Consider the following 16298-nt stretch of genomic DNA (forward strand, 5'->3'; position numbering starts at 1 on the left):
TGACCCAGAACGGCAAGGTCGACCGCCGGGCCCTGCCGGTGCGGAATCTGGAGGCTATGGCGACCGCCACCTACCAGGCACCGGCCACGGCGCAGGAAGAACAGGTGGCCGGGCTTTGGGCCACGGTGCTGGAGGTCGAGCGGGTCGGTCGCCACGACAGCTTCTTTGAACTGGGTGGCCATTCCCTGTCGGCGATCCGTCTGGTTAGCCTGATGCAGCAATCCGGGCTGGCGCTGACTTTGGCCGAGTTGTTCCAGCACCCAAGTGTCGCGATGTTGGCGGACTTGCTTGAGCAACGCTCATCAGTACCGGCCCCAGAGCGGGAAGTGGTCACGGTGCGTGCGGGCGGCAGCGAGCCGCCGCTGTTCCTGGTCCATGACTTCACGGGCCTGGACAGCTATTTTCCGGTGCTGGGTATGCATCTGGAGGGCGATTTCCCGATCTATGGCCTGCCGGGTACCCAGCTGGATCAACCACAGCCAAACACCCTGCAAGGTCTGGCGGCACGCCTGGTCGAGCGCATTCGTACCGTGCAAGCCCATGGCCCTTATCGCCTGGCGGGTTGGTCATTCGGTGGGGTATTGGCCTACGAGGTCGCGGCGCAACTGCTGGGCATGGACGAAACGGTGAGCTTCCTGGGCTTGATCGACACCTATGTGCCGCATCTGACCGACCAGGGCAAGGCGCGTTGGCAAGGGCCGGACCTGCTTGAGCGGCAATTGTTGATGCACTGCACCGCGCACTGGAAGACCCAGGGTGCTGCGGGCGTCGCACCGCTGGCCTGCCTGGCGTGGATACAGGGGGGACCGGCGCTGCCGGGCTTCGAGGCGCTGCTGCGACTGTGCCGTGACGAGCAGTTGCTTTATCCGGAACTGGCCCAGGCGACTGACTCGCAACTGCGGCATTACCTCGAACGTGAGGTGGCCCATGGGCACGCCCTGGCTCACTACCGTCTCGAGCCGATCGGCCTGCCGGTGCAGTTGTTCTGTGCGCAGCAACGCGAGCAGGCTCCGGCCGGCACCAGCCCGACCCTGGGTTGGGCCGAGGCCTTGTCGTCCGGGCAGGTGCATTGCGTCAGTGTGCCGGGTGATCACCAGAGCATGATGCAGACACCCCATGTGCAGGTGCTGGGCCAGTCCATCAGCCAGGTATTGAGCCGCGAAGGGAACACGTCCGATCCGACGCCCGGGTATCAGCCGTTGCTGGCGATCCAGAGCGGACAGGACGCTCAGGCACCGCTGTTCTGCGTACCGGGTGCTGGCGACAGTGTGACCAGCTTTATCGGCCTGGCCGATGCACTGGGGCACGAATGGCCGGTGTATGGCCTGCAGCCGCGGGGGTTGGACGGCCGCGGCGTTCCCCATAGCCGAGTGGAAGCGGCGGCCGTGTGTCATGTGCGGGCCATCGAGGCGCTGTATCCGCAGGGCCCGCTGCACCTGGTTGGACATTCCTTCGGTGGCTGGGTTGCGCATGCCATGGCGGTGATGTTCGAGGCGCGAGGGCGAGAAGTCGTTTCAGTGACCTTGATCGACAGCGAAGCGCCCGGTGACGAGGCGCTGTGCGGCAAGCCTTACACCAACACGGAGGTGCTGGAACGATTGATTGAGGCGTTGCAGTTGTCCAGCGGCAAATCGCTTGATCTGGAGCCCCAGGCTTTCGCCGAGGCCGATCACGACCGCCAATTGCATGTGTTGCAGGCGGCCATGGTGCGGGTCGGCCTGTTGCCACCGCGCTTGGCGCCGCAGGCGTTGCAGGGGATTGTCCATACATTCGGCAGCGCCTTGCGCACCCGGTACCGACCGGTCCCGGCCTACACCGGCCGGGTCGGTCTGGTGCGGGTGGCTGACCCGAGCCTGGACGTTGCCGCCAACCAGCGCGAGCACGCGGCCATGGCGGTGGGCTGGCAGCGCTTGTTGCCGCAGTTGGCGTTGTGGGATGGGCCGGGAAACCACTTCAGCATCCTCAAGACGCCCGACGTCTACAGCCTGGCCGCCTGGTGGTATGACGGGCAGGAGGTCGGAACCGAGCAAACCCTGTCCTGATACCTCAAGGGTGGTGGGCGCAAGCATAACCGGCCTTCGGGTCGGTTATCGGGCGTCTGCTCGACCTGAAAAAGCCCGTCAGCTTCGGGCGTTCTCCGAGGTCATGATCTGCAAGGGCACGTGGATCCTCTGGCGCAGCGGATCGAAGTCCGGTTGGGTTTGCAGTGCCACCATCAGTTCGATCAGTTCCTGCCCCAGCAACTGGGGTTGGGAATCGATCACCAGGCTGATCAGGCCTTGCTTCAGTGCTTGTCGCGAACGTTCGGTGGACTCCGGCAGGATGCTGCACAAGGTCGGTGGCCGGGGTTGTTGCGCCAGTGCACTGATGATCCCGTCGCCCCCGCCGCCGACCACGCACAGGCCGCGCAGATCGTCATGGCGCGCCAGCAGGTCGAGGGCGACTTCCTCGGTGAGATCGTTGTTGTCCAGGTTGATCACCGCCTCGAGCATTTTCAGCCCCGGCGCATGCTCTGCCAGATAACTGCGCAGCCCGTCGATACGGGCCTGGTGCCCAAGAAAACGGTGCCCACCGAGCAGGGCGGCGACGCTTCCCCGGTGCGCGCCGCAGGTGTGCGCCACCAGCCAGCCCATGGTGCGTCCCACTGCGTGATTGTCCTGGCCGACATAAGGCTCCTGTGCGGCTTCGTCGATATCCGAGAGCAACGCGACCACTGGTACGCCGGCCGCGCGGATCTGGCTGAGGCACGCGTTGATCAGCGGATGAGCGAAGCTGACCACCGCCAGCCCGTCGCATTGCACCGCCAGTTGTTCGATCTGGGCCACGATGGCTGCGGGGCTGCGGTCGAGGATGTAGTCGAACTGGCAGCTCAGGTTGGCCTCGGGCTGACGTTGCGCCGCAGTACCGATGGCTGTTGCAAGGTTGCCGTAGAAAGCCTGGGCGGTGCCGAGCAGGAGAATGCCGAAACGGTAGCTGGGACGTCGTTCGCGGATGCGTTGGCCAATCAGTCGGGCGGCGAAATAGCCGACGGCCTCGGCCGCCTGGAACACCCGTTCAGCGGTGTGTGGATTGACCGGCGCGCGGGCGTTGAGCACCCGGTCGACGGTGGCGACACTCAGGCCGGCCTGCTCGGCGACCGTAGCGATGGTGGGGCGTACACGCGGGTTCATGACGGGCCTCAAGAGTGCCTTGATAGAAAACTATCAAGCGCTACAGGGACCGGATGATAGCTTGATAGTGAATGGGCGCAAGGGATTGAGGGGGATTTTCCGGCTGCTTATATTTTCCCACAGCGATGTGATCCCACATCCAGGCAAGCGCCAGAAATCACCCTGCTTGCGGAGAATAAGAAGATGCTCGAACCCAGCGCGACCTTTACCCATGCCTCCCGTCCTGCACCCCGTGACTATCGCCTGACCGGCCCCGAAGCCGCTCGTGCGGTGGAAAAGGGCTTGGCCTCGGCCCAATGGTATCAATCGCCGATACCGCGTAAGCGCCTCAAGGAACTGATGCAGCGCCGCGACGGTCCGGCCTTGCGCGACACCGCGATCTGGTTGCTGGCCCTGGCGGCGACGGGGTGGGGCGGATACTGGTTCTGGGGTTCCTACCTGTGCATTCCGTTCTTCTTCGCCTATGGCGTGCTGTACGGTACGGCCGCCAATGCCCGTTGGCACGAAGCCGGGCATGGCACCGCTTTCAAGACCCGCTGGATGAACGATGCGGTCTATCAGTTGGCGAGCTTCATGATCATGTTCGAACCCCATGTCTGGCGCTGGAGCCATGCCCGGCATCACACCGATACCATCGTTGTCGGACGCGATCCCGAGATCGTCGAGCCGCGGCCACCCAGCCTGCCGAAGATGTTCCTCAACCTGTTTGCCCTGCCGCATGCCGGCAAGACGCTGTGCTCGGTGGTGCGGCATGCCCTGGGACGGATGGAGGCCCAGGAGAAGACCTTCATTCCCGAATCCGAGTGGCCCAAGGTCATCGCCTGCGCCCGTATCTGGCTGGTCATCTATGGCCTGGTGGTGGCAACTGCGTTGTCCCTGCACAGTGTGCTGCCCTTGATGTTCATCGGTCTGCCGACCTTGTACGGCGGTTGGCTGTCCTACCTGTTCGGCCTCTCGCAGCACGTGGGCCTGGCCGAGGACACCCTGGATCATCGCAGCAATTGCCGCACGATCCATATGAATCCGTTGCTGCGCTTTCTCTACCTGAACATGAACTATCACCTCGAGCACCACATGTACCCGATGGTGCCGTACCACGCCCTGCCACAGTTGCACGAGGCGATCCGCAACGATTGCCCACCGCCTTACAACAGCCTGCTTGCGGCGTTCAGGGAGATCCTCCCGACGATCTGGCGCCAGCGCAAGGACCCCGGTTATTTCATTCAACGACCTGTCCCACAGCCTGCACAGGCTCCAGCCCGGGACTTGGTCGCCAGCTGATACCGGCACCTTCCTTCATTCAGAACAACAAGAGAGATACTCATGACAGATCAATGGATCGACGTATGCGCCGTGGACGATATCGATGAAGAAGATGTCATCCGCTTCGACCATGCCCAACACAGCTATGCGGTGTACCGTTCGGCCAGCAGCGAGTTTTTCGCCACGGATGGCCTGTGCACCCATGAGTCGATTCACCTGGCCGATGGGCTGGTGATGGCGCATGTCATCGAGTGCCCCAAGCACAATGGGCGTTTCGATTACCGTTCCGGCAAGGCCTTGGGGGCACCGGTGTGTGTCAACCTCAGGACCTACCCGGTGCGGGTCGAGGCGGGTCGGGTGTTGTTGGCGATTGCGCGCTGAACGCACGGAGGCTCAGGCATGAATATTGGCAACGCTCCACTGGTCATCGTCGGCGCCGGGCATGCGGGTGGCCGGGCCGCCTTGACCTTGCGCGCTGAAGGTTACTCCGGCCGCCTGGTCCTGATCGGCGATGAAACCCATCCTCCCTACGAGCGTCCGCCGCTGTCCAAGGGGTTGCTGTCGGGCGCTCAGGCCCTGGCCGATTACAGCCTGAGCGACAGTGCGCAACTGCTTGGGTTGGAGATCGAGCACCTGGCGGGTCGCGCAGTTCAGCACCTGGATACCCAAGGCCATCGATTGCAACTGGCCGACGGTGGCTGGTTGCCCTATAGCCGCCTGCTGCTGGCCACCGGCGGTCGGGCGCGGCGCCTGCCCAACGTACCCGGGCGTTGGCGCAATGTGCTTTACCTGCGGACCCACGATGAAGCTATGGCCCTGCGTGCAGTCCTGGTTCCGGAGACTCGGGTGGTGATTATCGGCGGAGGATTTATCGGGCTTGAAGTCGCGGCCAGCGCCCGGGCGCTTGGCTGCAGCGTGAGCTTGCTCGAAGCCGGTCCACGCCTGGCCGGGCGGGTGCTGCCGCAACGGTTGTCCGATGCCTTGCTGGCGTTGCATCGAGGCCAGGGTGTGGACGTCCATCTGGGGGTGGCGATCGAGGCGGTGGAGGGCGCAGGACAGGCCGAAGCGGTCCGCCTGGCGGATGGCCGGCGGCTGCCCTGTGATCTGCTGCTGGTAGGCATCGGCATGCAACCCAACAGCGAGTTGGCCAGTGCGGCGGGACTTGAGGTCGGACAAGGTATCCGCGTCGATGCGCAGTTGCGCAGCAGCGCGCCGGACATCTATGCCGCAGGGGATGTCTGTGAGTTCCGCTTGCATCCACAGGGGCCTTTTCAGCGCCAGGAGACGTGGCACAACGCCGAGGCCCAGGGCCGTCATGCGGCGCTCAACTTGCTGGGTGCCGAGCAGCCCTTCGAGGTCATTCCCGGTTTCTGGTCCGATCAGTACGACTGGGGACTGCAAACCGTCGGGGTGATTGCCGGCGCCGAACCGAGCGTCAGTCGGCCGCTTCCAGGGGGCGCTTTCCTGTTGTTCTACCTGGATGCCGAGCGGCGTTTGCAGGGCGCCTGTGCCTGGGGACCGGGTAACAGCGGCGCCAGGGACATCAAGTTGTGCGAGCGTCTGATCGCCAGTCGAATCCCCCTTGACGGGCATCTCCTGGCTGATTCCGGCGTACCTCTCAAACCCTTGTTGCGGAGTTGATATGCGTGAATTCCTGGTGTTTCAGTCGATGTGGGCAATGCTTGACCATCGTGGGCAATTCGACCAGCCCCTGGAGGCGCAACTGGAGCGAATTGCCGTCGCCGGCTTTGACGGTGTCACCGATCATTTCTGGGTCGGGCAACACGCGGCGCGCCTGAGCAGTGCTGCCCGGGGGCTGGGTTTGCAGATCGAAGGCCAGGCCTTTCCGCGCACCGTGGATGACCTGGCGGCGACGCTCGATGTCGCTTGTCGCCATGGCTGTCATCACCTCACCTTGCAGGCGGATGTGCGTCCGCGAACCCTGGCCGAGGCGGTTCGGTTGGTCGAGGGCTGGCAGCGCCTGGCCGAACAGGTGGACTTTCCGATTCTGCTGGAAACCCATCGTTATCGGCTGACCAGCGACCTGTTGTTCACGCTGGACCTGCTCGCCGAGATGCCGGACCTCCAGTTGCTGGCTGACCTGTCCCACTATGTCGTCGGCCGCGAACTGCCGGAGCCGGCAACGGTCGAGGACAACCAGCAGATTCAGACGATCCTGCGCCATAGCTGGGGTTTCCATGGGCGGGTCGCCAGTTGCGAGCAGGTCCAGGTGCCCTCGGGATTTGCCCAGCATCGGCCTTGGCTTGAGCTTTTCCTGGGTTGGTGGCGCTATGGGATCGAAGACTGGCTGAGCCGGCCGGACACCCCGGCCAGCTTGTCCTTTACCTGTGAGCTGGGGCCACCGCCTTATGCCATGACGGGCGCCGATGGCCTGGAGATCAGTAACCGCTGGGATGAGGCGCTGATGCTCAAGGAGCGGATACGTCAGGTGTGGAATGACAGTCTCCAGCCTCAGCACAATGCCCGTCGGCTCAACCCGTGAACAGGAGGTGCAGGGTAGGGCGACAGTGAGTTGCCGGTGGGGGGACGTCGGTTTTGAATTCTCTAAGCTAATTCTAAAACGGTATTTAAAATATATCCTTTAGAACGATTAGTCTGGTTTTACCACGCCACCTTGCGGTAACGACCAGACGTTCAGCACCTGTATTGCTTGCGCAGCCGTCCCGCGAAAAGTGGAGTCCCCCTTCAATTCGCAGGTCCATCATCTTATGAATGCCCTATCGTTTAGCCGTAAATTGATCACCCTGTTGGGGGTTGTCGGTATTTCCCTGAGTGCCCACGCGGCTGACTTGACTATCGGCTATATCACCGGCATCGACCCGACCAAGCTGCCCATCGCCGACGGCACGTTTGACAAGGCCATCGGTGAAAAAATCAGCTGGCGTCGCTTCGATGCCGGTCCGGCGGTGATTGCGGCGTTGGCCTCCGGCGACCTGCAGATCGGCAACCTGGGCTCAAGCCCTTTGGCGGCCGCTGCCTCGCGTAAACTGCCTTTGGTAGCCTTTATCGTCACCTCCCAGATCAAAGGCTCCGAGGCCCTGGTGGTCCGCAATGGCAGTGGCATCAACGGTCCTCAGGACCTGATCGGCAAGACCATCGCGACACCGTTCGTTTCGACTTCCCATTACAGCTTGCTGGGTGCGCTCAAGCACTGGAATCTGGACCCGAGCAAAGTGAAGGTGGTCAATTTGTCGCCGGCGGAAATTACCGCTGCCTGGAAACGCGGCGATATCGACGGTGCCTTTACCTGGTCGCCGGCACTGGGGGAAATTCGTAAAACCGGGACGATCCTCACCGATGCCGGTGAAGTATCGAAGTGGGGCTCGCCCACCTTCGAAGTCTGGGTCGCACGCAAGGACTTCGCCGAAAAACACCCGGAGATCCTGAAGAAGTTCACCCAGGTGAGCCTGGCCGCGATTGCTGATTACAACGCCCACAAGGCGCAGTGGACCCCTGACTCCGAACAGGTCAAAACCATCGCCCGCTTTACCGGCGCCAATCCGGCCGATATTCCGGAACTGCTGGAAGGCTCGCATTTTCCGGACGCTGCCGAGCAGAAATCCCCGGAGCTGTTGGGCGGTGGTACGGTTAAAGCCGTGGCACAAACCGCTGAGTTCCTGAAGGAGCAGGGCAAGATCGAGAGCGTGCTGCCGGACTACTCGCCTTATGTCAGCGACAAGTACATCGCGGAGTAAGCACGCTGTCGTTGACCATTACCTCGATCATCCGACGTTCACCTGGTCAGTTGCACCATCATCCTTGATGTCGTCAGCAAACTTGCGCATCAGGCGCACCAGGTCTGCCACATCCTGGTCCTCCCATTTTGCAAAAATGGCCTGCCCGAGCCTTTCACGGGCTTCATCGATCCGATCGGTCATCACCTTGCCTTTCTCGGTGATGACCGCTTCACGGACGCGACGATCATTCGCGTTCGCCTTGCGGTCGACCAGGGCAAGACTTTCCAGTTTCGCCACCTGCCGACTCACCGTGGTGTAGTCGCGTCCCACGCGATCAGCCAACTCGACCACGCCAATAGGGCCTAACCGCTCAACCAGAACCAGCAACGGGAACAGCGCACCCTCTAGGGAGATGCCGGCCTCTCGGACCATCGCTTCGTCGCGTTGAGGGCGGTTCATGATACCCACAATCTCAACCAGCGAGGCGTGAAGCTCGCGAATCTGAAGGTTAATATGTGTATTTTGCACATTTTTTCTTGACACTATTTTCCCTCCGGGATAACACTTATATGTGCAAATTACACATATCGAGGTCGAGATGAAAGTGCAATCTGAAGTGGATGTACTGATTTGCGGTGCGGGGGCGGCCGGTCTGACGTTGGCGATTGACCTGGCACGCAGGGGGATTTCTTTCCGCCTGATCGAGAAGATGGACGCCCCCTTCGGCGGTTCCCGTGGCAAGGGCATTCAACCCAGGACCCAGGAAGTGTTCGAAGACCTCGGCATTCTCGATCGGATCGTCGCGGCGGGCGGGGGATATCCCCTTCAGCGGCACTACCGCGAGGATGGCGGTTATACCGATTCCGATCTTATGGAGCGCAACGAGCCGACGCCGGGCGAGCCCTATCAGTCGCCGCTGATGGTGCCGCAGTTCCTCACCGAAGGCGTGCTGCGCGAGCGTCTGCTCGAACTGGGTCAGCGGCCTGAGTTCGGCTGCGAGCTGGTGGGTTTCGAGCAGGATGCGCAGGGTGTTACGGCGCGTCTTTGCGGCTCGGGCGGTGAACAGAGCCTCCGTGCGCGCTGGCTGGTGGGCACTGATGGCGGTCGCAGTTTTGTGCGTAATACGCTCGGGGTCGATTTTCCGGGCAAGACCCTTGGCGTTCGCGCTGTTGTCGCCGATGTGCTGCTGACGGGTCTTGCACCTGATGCCTGGCACTGCTTCAACGATGGCGACATGCAGCGGCAGATCTTCCTGTGCCCGCTTGCCGGGACCGAGATGTTCCAGATACAGGGGCCGATACCGCTTGATGTCGACGTCGACCTGGGTGCCCAAGGGCTGGAAGCCATGGTGGCTGAGCGCACAGGACGCAACGATATTCACATCCAATCCGTGTCCTGGGCCTCGGCGTACAACATGAACGCACGACTGGCCGATCATTACCGCGTCGGTCGCGTGTTCCTCGTCGGGGATGCCGCGCATATCCATCCGCCAACCGGCGGTCAGGGGCTCAATACCAGCGTGCAGGATGCCTACAACCTGGGCTGGAAGCTTGCGGCGGTCGTGCAGGGGGCGTCCGATGCACTGCTTGATACCTACGAGGAGGAACGTCGGCCGGTGGCGGCAGCGATGCTCGGTCTGTCGACAAGGCTTCTGGATGCCCAGACACAAGGCAACATGCGCCGTGGACGCGAGGTGCAGCAACTCGATATCGGCTATCCCGAATCCTCACTGGCGTTGGCAGCGGCTGTGGCGGTCAACGGCGGCCTGGTTGCCGGCGACCGTGCGCCGGATGCACCCGTGCGCGGGGCTGGCGGACAATCGACCCGGTTGTTCGACGTGTTCCGAGGCGGGCACTGGACGTTGCTGGGTTATGAGGTTGAGCGTGATTCGGTGCAACCACGCCCGGGCCTGCATATCCATACGTTTGGCCCCCATGGCGACCTGTTCGATACGGGAGGCCACTTCCGTGACGCGTATAACCCAGCCGTTGGCGATTGGCTGCTGGTGCGTCCGGACGGCTACATCGGCGCGATGGTCGCGGCCGGGGAGGTGGCGCTGCTGGAGGCCTACCTCGACTGTCGTTTGGCGCGCCTCTGTGCTTGATAGATCGGTACCTTGCCCTGCACTTCGGCGTAGTGCAGGGCCGTCGCTCAGCGCTGACCAGGAATCAGACCCCTGAGTTACTGTCGATGAACTTCTCGTAATACAGATGAAAACCGTCGATACCCTGGTCGCTGAGCCACGTCTTGACCGCTTCTACCATCGGTGGCGGGCCACACAAATAGATGTCGAACGGGTGGGTGTTCATGGCCTGGCGGTCGAAGTGTTCGGGAATTCGTCCAGTCTTGCCTGGCCATTCCGACGACGGCTGGCTGACGACCAGGTGATACTCGAAACCTTCGATCCGGCTTCGATAGTCCGCCAGGCGATTCAGCTCACACAGATCCGTGTGCTGATTGACGCCGTAGAACAACTGCACCGGCTGCTCGCATCCGCCTTTGTCGGCAATCTCGTCGAGCATGCCGAGAAACGCCGACAGGCCCGTGCCGCCCGCCACCATCACCAGCGGTTTGTTGACCTGCCGCAGATAGAAACTGCCCAGCGGGGCCTCGAACTCCAGCGCTTGCCCGGGCTCGCAACGCTCGCGGATAAAGTTGCTCATCACCCCATCCGGTAGCAGCCGGATAAGAAACTGCAACTGGTTGCCAGGGTTGGGGCGGTTGGCGAACGAATAGGAGCGCCAGGCATCGGTGCCAGGCACCTTCAGGCGCGCGTACTGGCCGGGCAGGAAGTCGAGCAGCCGTTCGCTGGAACCGGCATCGACATGCAGGATCGCCGTGGTGCTGGAAACCTGTTCAACCTTGGCGATGACAGCCTGTATACGCTGGGTGGCGCCGGCATTGCACAGGCTTGAATCGAAGTCGAAGTAAAAGGACGCCGCGGACTGCACGCGGGTCTGGCAGGAGAGCATCTTGCCTTGCGCCAGGTCGGTTTCGCTGAACACTTCGTCGTCGACGTAGTCCTGGGTGTACTGGCCGGATTCGCAGCGCCCCTGGCACGTGCCGCAGACGCCCTCGCGACAGTCCAGGGGAATGTTGACGCCGTTGCGCAGGGCCGCGTCGAGCAACAATTCGTTGGCCTTGACCTCGAAAAACGAGGTCTTGCCATCGGCAAAATTGAAAGCCACTTTGTGGTTCATTACCGCGTACTCCGTGACTTACAAATGGTAGAAATCGAGCACTGAATTGATCGTGTCGTTGAGCAGCAGCACATGCTTGCGGGCAATCTTCCAGCTCTCGCCATCGGGCCGCAGGCGGTAGGTGGCGCGGCCGTAGAACTGTTCGGAGGTGGCCATGCGGTAGTACAGCGTCTGCCAGTTGACCTTGACCTCCAGTTCGTCGTTTTCCAGCGCCGCGATGCGAATATTGCTGAGCATGTGCAAGGTGCGCGGCATCGGGATGGTCGAGGCGGCCTTGCCAGTGCGCAAGCGGAATACCCGGTCTTCCAGGCCGCCCCGGTTGGCGTAGTAGATCAGCGACATGCCCTTCTTCGGGTCAGTGGTGTAGACGTGCTCCGAATCCCATTGCGGCAGGTGAAACTCGCTGTCCTCGCTGAACAGGTCGAGGTAGGCGTCCCAGTCCTGGGCATCGCAGAGTTCGGCCTTGCGGTAAAAGAACTGTTCCACACGGTATTGCAGTTGCGAATTCATGGTTACACCTCACGCAGTTGCAGGGGTTGCTCTTCGGCGGCCTTGCGCGCCAGGCCTTCCAGCAGGAAGCGCTGCCAGTTGCTGTGCTGGTTGACGTAGAGCCCTTCGTGGGTGAACTCGGTGCCGGTCAGGGCCGGTTCGATGCCGAGGGTTTCACTGTTGCGGGTCGGGCCCGTGAGCCATTTGTCATGGCCTCGGGAGATATCGCTCCAGCGCTCCAGGCGGGCCTGGAAGCCACGTTGGGCCTCACGGAATTCCACCAGGTCATCGGGGGTGCCGAGGCCGGAGACGTTGAAGAAGTCTTCGAACTGGCGAATACGGTTTTCGCGATCGGCATCCGACTCGCCTTTGACCCCCAGGCAGAAGCTGTGGATCTCGGTCTTGTTCCAGGCCAGCGGCCGTATGATCCGCAGCTGCGAGCTGATCTGGTCGAGAAAGAACATGCTCGGATAGACGTTCAGGTTGCGCAGCCTATGCATCATCCACTCGGCCTTGTCCTGGCCATGTTCCTCCACCAGGCGCGGCATGATGGTGGCGTAGCCAGGGCGCACCGCCGGGTTGGGCATGTCGCTGAACAGCAGGCTGTGACCATTGTGGAAGGAGAACCAGCCGTCGTCGGTCTCGGCGTCGCCGGCGCCGAGCTTGCTGTAGTCCAGGGTGTCGCCCGAGGCGGCGCCTTTTTCGGCGTTGACCTGCTGGCGATGTTGCACCGTGGCGACGTAGTTGTAGTGCACGGTGCTGACGTGATAACCGTCCAGGCCGTTTTCGTTCTGCAGTTTCCAGTTGCCGTCATAGGTGTAGGACGACTTGCCAGGCAGCACTTCCAGTTCGCCGGTGGCCGATTGCGCCACCATCATGTCGAAGAACACCTTGGCGTCGCCCAGGTAGTCTTGCAGGCTGTCGCTGCCATCGACGTCGAGGCTGACGAAGACAAACCCCTTGTAGCTTTCGATACGGGCTTTTTTCAGTCCACGGGTAGCCTTGTCGAAATCCTCGGGGTATTCACCCGGCGCCTTGACCTTGACCAGGCGGCCGTCGCTTTTGTAGCACCAGGCGTGGAAAGGGCAGGTGAAGGTCGACTGGTTACCCTTGCCGACGCGGGTCAAGGTCGTGCCGCGGTGCTGGCAGGCATTGATCAGGGCGTTGAGGCGGCCTTCGCCGTCACGGGTGATGATCAGTGGCTGGCGACCAGCACGCAGGGTCATGAAGTCGTGCTTGTTGGCGATTTCGCTTTCGTGACAGGCGTAGATCCAGTTCTTCTCGAAGATCAGTTCCATCTCGAGATCGAACAGTTCAGGTTCGGTGAACATTTCCCGGGCGATACGGTAGATGCCCTCCACCGGACGGAAGTCCAGGCATCCCTGGATGAAGGTCTGCCATTGGGCGACGCTTTTCGAATAGTGCATGAGTCGGTACCTGTTTCATCGGGCGAATCGGTACCGGTATTAAGAGTGGGCGCAGGCTTTCGGTCTATCCGCATAGTTGGCGAAGGTAGTCCGGAAATTTTGTGGCCGGTAATCGCACACTAAATATGAGAAAGAGGGGCGTCTGCTCACGGGGAAACACCCGCCGCCCGCCTATTATGTAAGGATGACTTGGCGCGGGGATTGCTTCTGTACCCGCGAACGTGCCGTCAGAGCGCGTACCGATAACAGCCTTGTTGAGTAACGCCGATGAGTAGCAAATCCGAACATCATTTTCGCGATATCCACGCCGATCGCTTCGATCTGGCAGGGGCGCACTCATGGATGTCGGCGATCTGCGGCCCGCATTTACTCTATGCGAGCAAACCCCACAGCATCCAGTTCCACCACAGTGGCAACGTGCTCAAATCGATGTCGACCACCCTGGGCATCATCGAGTACGGCACCGATGTCACGGTGGGTGTCACCGATGTCGACAGCTTCAACAGCTACAGCCTGAGCCTGCCGTTGAGTGGAGAGCAGGAACTGAGCCGGGGCGGGCTGCTGCTGCGCTCTGATCGTGACCATGGCGTCATCGTTTCACCCAACGAGAGCCAGCAATTGAGCATCACCGGCGATTGCCGCAAGTTGCAGGTGGTGATCACCCGCAGTGCCATGCGCAAGACCCTGGAGGAAATGCTCCAGCGTCCCCTGGACACGGCCCTGCGTTTTGAGCCCGAAATGGATGCGGTGTCCGGGTCTATCGCTTCCTGGTGGCGCACGGTCAAGCATTTCATCGAAGAGATGGAGCGCAGTGAGCTTTACGGTCAGTTGCTGTTCAATCGTGACCTGGAGAGTGCCTTGCTCAAGGGCCTGATCCTGTCCCAGCCGCACAACTATTCCGCTGAGTTGCGCGAGCGCCTGGGGGTGAAACTGCCGCACTACCTGGTTCGCGCCAAGGACTTCATTCATGCAAATGCCCGTGATGCGCTGAACCTTGACGCTATCGAGGCCGCTGCCGGGGTGTCGCGTTTCAAGTTGTTCGAAGACTTCAAGAAGTACTTCGAAATGTCGCCCATGGCTTACTTGAAGAAATATCGCTTGATGGGCGTACGCCAGGAAATCCTCGAGGATCGGTCGGCACACAATATCTCGGTGATCGCCATGGGCTGGGGCTTCAGCCACCTGGGGCGGTTTTCCTGCGAATACCGCAAGTTGTTCGATGAGACGCCGAGCATGACCCTGCAGCGCGTCGATGCCCGGCGCGATCGGCTCCTGTAAGCATCGGCGGCTGAACCTACACCCCGAACAGATTACGAATCAGCGGCGCGGCCACACAGAGGAAGGTCACTCCGATGCTCCATTGCAGAATCCGGATGGAGGAGCGGTGGTCTGCCCGCTGTTCCTTGAGTTCGGCCCTCAGCTCGGCCCCCTGTTCTCGCAGGGCAAATTGCAGGTCTTTTATCGAAGAGCGGAGTTCAATGCCCAGGGTGTTGATGGACTGTGTCAAATGGGTCTCGAGCTGTTTGAGGTCAGCTTTCGATGCAAGGTTTTCCACTTCTGCCTCCCAAGCGTGTACGACCGCTTTGGCTTTTTCGGGGGGAATATGGGTGGTTGTCAGCGCGTCGTAGAACGTAATCGCAAGTGTCATGTCATCTCCTGCTACCTGGGTAGGTGCTGTCAGCGACAGCGGACCAGACCCGATAATCGGCCCAAACCTATTAGATAAGATAGACAGACGCCTCTCTTGATTCTGTAGGTCATGGCCTACAATGTTGAGTGCCAATGCTCCCGTGCACCGGGATGGGGCGATCCGATTGGCCAAACAATTGCATCGTCATGTTTACTACGAGAAGCCGGTTCGACTCCGGCACGGTCGCGCCACTGTATCCGTGGGCCCAGGCAACGCTCTGGGCGCCCGGGAGTCAGACCTCGTAGTGCCACTTTTTTGATCCTGGACGGGACGCATGCTCCCATAAGGTGCAATTTTATGATGCGTCAACTGGCACGAGTCTTCAGTGACTCCAACACCCGGATACGGACCCGGCTCTTTGGTATCTATGGGGTATTGATCGGCATCAATGTGATTGCCTGGGTCTGGGCCCTGCTGGCCTTTCATGATCATCCCGTGCTGCTCGGCACGGCCCTCCTGGCATATGGGTTCGGGTTGCGCCACGCGGTGGATGCCGACCATATCGCCGCCATCGACAACGTTACCCGCAAACTGATGCAGGAAAACAAGCGTCCGGTTTCCGTCGGTTTGTTCTTCTCCCTTGGACACTCTTCCGTGGTGGTGCTGGCCTCCCTTGGCGTTGCAGTGGCGGCTTCGGCGATGCAGGACCGCATGGAGGGCTTCAAGGCCGTGGGCGGGCTGATCGGGACTTCGGTGTCAGCGCTGTTCCTGTTGATCATTGCGCTGATGAACCTGGTCATCCTGCGCTCGATCTACAAATCCTGGCGCCATGTCCGCCAGGGCGGTGCCTACGTCGATGACGACTTCGACCTGCTGCTGGCCAACCGTGGCTTCATGGCGCGGATCTTCCGCCCATTGTTCCGCCTGGTGACCCGCGGCTGGCACATGTATCCCCTGGGTTTTCTGTTCGGGCTGGGCTTTGACACCTCCACGGAAATTGCCCTGCTGGGTATTTCGGCGACCCAGGCCTCCCAGGGCCTGTCGCCCTGGTCGATCATGGTGTTCCCACTGCTGTTCAGTGCCGGTATGTCCCTGGTCGATACCCTGGACGGCCACCTGATGCTGGGCGCTTACGGCTGGGCCTACATGAAGCCCATCCGCAAGATCTACTACAACATGACGATTACCCTGGTGTCGGTCGTGGTCGCTGTGGTCATTGGCAGTATCGAGGCCTTGGGCCTGATCTCGGACCAACTGTCACTCAAGGGGCCCCTATGGGATGCCATCGGCAATCTCAACGATCACTTCGGCACCCTGGGATACATCATCATCGGGATCTTTATCGCCAGTTGGGCCATCTCGGTGCTGTTGTATCGCCTCAAGGGTTTCGACCTGCTTGAAGTCAAACAGTAGGGCTCATC

At 61.3% G+C, this 16298-nt stretch carries 15 protein-coding genes (1 of these 15 running past the window's edge); 9 read left to right on the top strand and 6 right to left on the bottom strand.

Features of this window, described 5'->3' with window-relative positions; all coding sequences use genetic code 11:
* On the top strand, window positions 1-2042 hold the end of the coding sequence (locus tag HX866_RS06310) for an amino acid adenylation domain-containing protein (protein WP_371319222.1). Its footprint begins 15736 nt before the window's first position; 2042 of the gene's 17778 nt are visible here — the last part of the coding sequence; the start codon falls outside the window, past its left edge; it ends in the stop codon at window positions 2040-2042.
* A 78-nt stretch (window positions 2043-2120) separates the two neighbouring features.
* Here HX866_RS06310 and HX866_RS06315 read toward each other — a convergent pair whose 3' ends face one another.
* Window positions 2121-3170 (bottom strand): LacI family DNA-binding transcriptional regulator, encoded by a 1050-nt coding sequence (locus tag HX866_RS06315; protein ID WP_177091922.1) that lies wholly within the window; start codon window positions 3168-3170, stop codon window positions 2121-2123.
* A gap of 183 nt (window positions 3171-3353) precedes the next feature.
* Here HX866_RS06315 and HX866_RS06320 point away from each other — a divergent pair, with 183 nt between their 5' ends.
* The 5 genes from HX866_RS06320 to tauA all read left to right on the top strand — a co-directional run bounded on the left by HX866_RS06320 (window position 3354) and on the right by tauA (window position 8149).
* Window positions 3354-4451: a fatty acid desaturase family protein gene (locus tag HX866_RS06320; RefSeq protein ID WP_177125970.1), complete on the top strand. Its 1098-nt coding sequence runs from the start codon at window positions 3354-3356 to the stop codon at window positions 4449-4451.
* A 42-nt stretch (window positions 4452-4493) separates the two neighbouring features.
* Window positions 4494-4814 (top strand): MocE family 2Fe-2S type ferredoxin, encoded by a 321-nt coding sequence (locus HX866_RS06325; RefSeq protein WP_177091924.1) that lies wholly within the window; start codon window positions 4494-4496, stop codon window positions 4812-4814.
* 18 nt (window positions 4815-4832) lie between these two features.
* Window positions 4833-6074: an NAD(P)/FAD-dependent oxidoreductase gene (locus HX866_RS06330; RefSeq protein ID WP_177138563.1), complete on the top strand. Its 1242-nt coding sequence runs from the start codon at window positions 4833-4835 to the stop codon at window positions 6072-6074.
* A 1-nt stretch (window position 6075) separates the two neighbouring features.
* Window positions 6076-6936: a sugar phosphate isomerase/epimerase family protein gene (locus HX866_RS06335; protein ID WP_177138565.1), complete on the top strand. Its 861-nt coding sequence runs from the start codon at window positions 6076-6078 to the stop codon at window positions 6934-6936.
* Between the two features lie 226 nt (window positions 6937-7162).
* Window positions 7163-8149, top strand: coding sequence for a taurine ABC transporter substrate-binding protein (tauA, locus tag HX866_RS06340; RefSeq protein ID WP_177138566.1), 987 nt, complete (start codon window positions 7163-7165; stop codon window positions 8147-8149).
* A gap of 27 nt (window positions 8150-8176) precedes the next feature.
* Here tauA and HX866_RS06345 read toward each other — a convergent pair whose 3' ends face one another.
* Entirely contained in the window at window positions 8177-8674 is a 498-nt protein-coding gene (locus HX866_RS06345; RefSeq protein WP_371319223.1) for a MarR family winged helix-turn-helix transcriptional regulator, read from the bottom strand.
* A gap of 55 nt (window positions 8675-8729) precedes the next feature.
* Here HX866_RS06345 and HX866_RS06350 point away from each other — a divergent pair, with 55 nt between their 5' ends.
* The gene (locus HX866_RS06350) at window positions 8730-10235 is read left to right on the top strand and encodes an FAD-dependent oxidoreductase (protein ID WP_177102328.1); all 1506 of its coding nucleotides are present in this window, start codon (window positions 8730-8732) and stop codon (window positions 10233-10235) included.
* Window positions 10236-10299: 64 nt separating this feature from the next.
* Here HX866_RS06350 and antC read toward each other — a convergent pair whose 3' ends face one another.
* The 3 genes from antC to antA are packed head-to-tail and all read right to left on the bottom strand — an operon-like array spanning window position 10300 to window position 13247.
* Window positions 10300-11331 (bottom strand): anthranilate 1,2-dioxygenase electron transfer component AntC, encoded by a 1032-nt coding sequence (gene antC / locus HX866_RS06355; RefSeq protein ID WP_177138568.1) that lies wholly within the window; start codon window positions 11329-11331, stop codon window positions 10300-10302.
* 18 nt (window positions 11332-11349) lie between these two features.
* Entirely contained in the window at window positions 11350-11841 is a 492-nt protein-coding gene (antB, locus tag HX866_RS06360) for an anthranilate 1,2-dioxygenase small subunit (protein WP_177102324.1), read from the bottom strand.
* Window positions 11842-11843: 2 nt separating this feature from the next.
* A complete protein-coding gene (gene antA, locus HX866_RS06365) occupies window positions 11844-13247 on the bottom strand; it encodes an anthranilate 1,2-dioxygenase large subunit (protein ID WP_177138570.1) in 1404 nt (467 codons plus the stop codon).
* A gap of 267 nt (window positions 13248-13514) precedes the next feature.
* Between antA and HX866_RS06370 the strand changes: the two genes are divergently transcribed.
* Window positions 13515-14525, top strand: a complete 1011-nt coding sequence (locus HX866_RS06370) for an AraC family transcriptional regulator (RefSeq protein ID WP_177091932.1) — start codon at window positions 13515-13517, stop codon at window positions 14523-14525.
* 16 nt (window positions 14526-14541) lie between these two features.
* On the opposite strand, the gene HX866_RS06375 is transcribed toward HX866_RS06370, so the two are convergent.
* Complete coding sequence (locus tag HX866_RS06375) at window positions 14542-14895, bottom strand: DUF1640 domain-containing protein (RefSeq protein ID WP_177125975.1); 354 nt, start codon at window positions 14893-14895, stop codon at window positions 14542-14544.
* A 339-nt stretch (window positions 14896-15234) separates the two neighbouring features.
* On the opposite strand from HX866_RS06375, the gene HX866_RS06380 reads away from it, so the two are divergent.
* On the top strand, window positions 15235-16290 hold the full coding sequence (locus HX866_RS06380) for a HoxN/HupN/NixA family nickel/cobalt transporter (RefSeq protein ID WP_177102318.1): 1056 nt from the start codon (window positions 15235-15237) through the stop codon (window positions 16288-16290).
* Window positions 16291-16298 lie beyond the last annotated feature (8 nt).

The organism is Pseudomonas gingeri (assembly GCF_013386165.1).
Taxonomy (GTDB): Bacteria; Pseudomonadota; Gammaproteobacteria; order Pseudomonadales; family Pseudomonadaceae; genus Aquipseudomonas; species Aquipseudomonas gingeri_C.

Bases quoted from the DNA above. Each gene is read 5' to 3' on its own strand.
- HX866_RS06315 (WP_177091922.1), bottom strand. From the start codon at position 3,170: ATGAACCCGCGTGTACGCCCCACCATCGCTACGGTCGCCGAGCAGGCC.
- HX866_RS06320 (WP_177125970.1), top strand. From the start codon at position 3,354: ATGCTCGAACCCAGCGCGACCTTTACCCATGCCTCCCGTCCTGCACCC.
- HX866_RS06325 (WP_177091924.1), top strand. From the start codon at position 4,494: ATGACAGATCAATGGATCGACGTATGCGCCGTGGACGATATCGATGAA.
- HX866_RS06330 (WP_177138563.1), top strand. From the start codon at position 4,833: ATGAATATTGGCAACGCTCCACTGGTCATCGTCGGCGCCGGGCATGCG.
- HX866_RS06335 (WP_177138565.1), top strand. From the start codon at position 6,076: ATGCGTGAATTCCTGGTGTTTCAGTCGATGTGGGCAATGCTTGACCAT.
- tauA (WP_177138566.1), top strand. From the start codon at position 7,163: ATGAATGCCCTATCGTTTAGCCGTAAATTGATCACCCTGTTGGGGGTT.
- HX866_RS06350 (WP_177102328.1), top strand. From the start codon at position 8,730: ATGAAAGTGCAATCTGAAGTGGATGTACTGATTTGCGGTGCGGGGGCG.
- antC (WP_177138568.1), bottom strand. From the start codon at position 11,331: ATGAACCACAAAGTGGCTTTCAATTTTGCCGATGGCAAGACCTCGTTT.
- antB (WP_177102324.1), bottom strand. From the start codon at position 11,841: ATGAATTCGCAACTGCAATACCGTGTGGAACAGTTCTTTTACCGCAAG.
- antA (WP_177138570.1), bottom strand. From the start codon at position 13,247: ATGCACTATTCGAAAAGCGTCGCCCAATGGCAGACCTTCATCCAGGGA.
- HX866_RS06370 (WP_177091932.1), top strand. From the start codon at position 13,515: ATGAGTAGCAAATCCGAACATCATTTTCGCGATATCCACGCCGATCGC.
- HX866_RS06375 (WP_177125975.1), bottom strand. From the start codon at position 14,895: ATGACACTTGCGATTACGTTCTACGACGCGCTGACAACCACCCATATT.
- HX866_RS06380 (WP_177102318.1), top strand. From the start codon at position 15,235: ATGATGCGTCAACTGGCACGAGTCTTCAGTGACTCCAACACCCGGATA.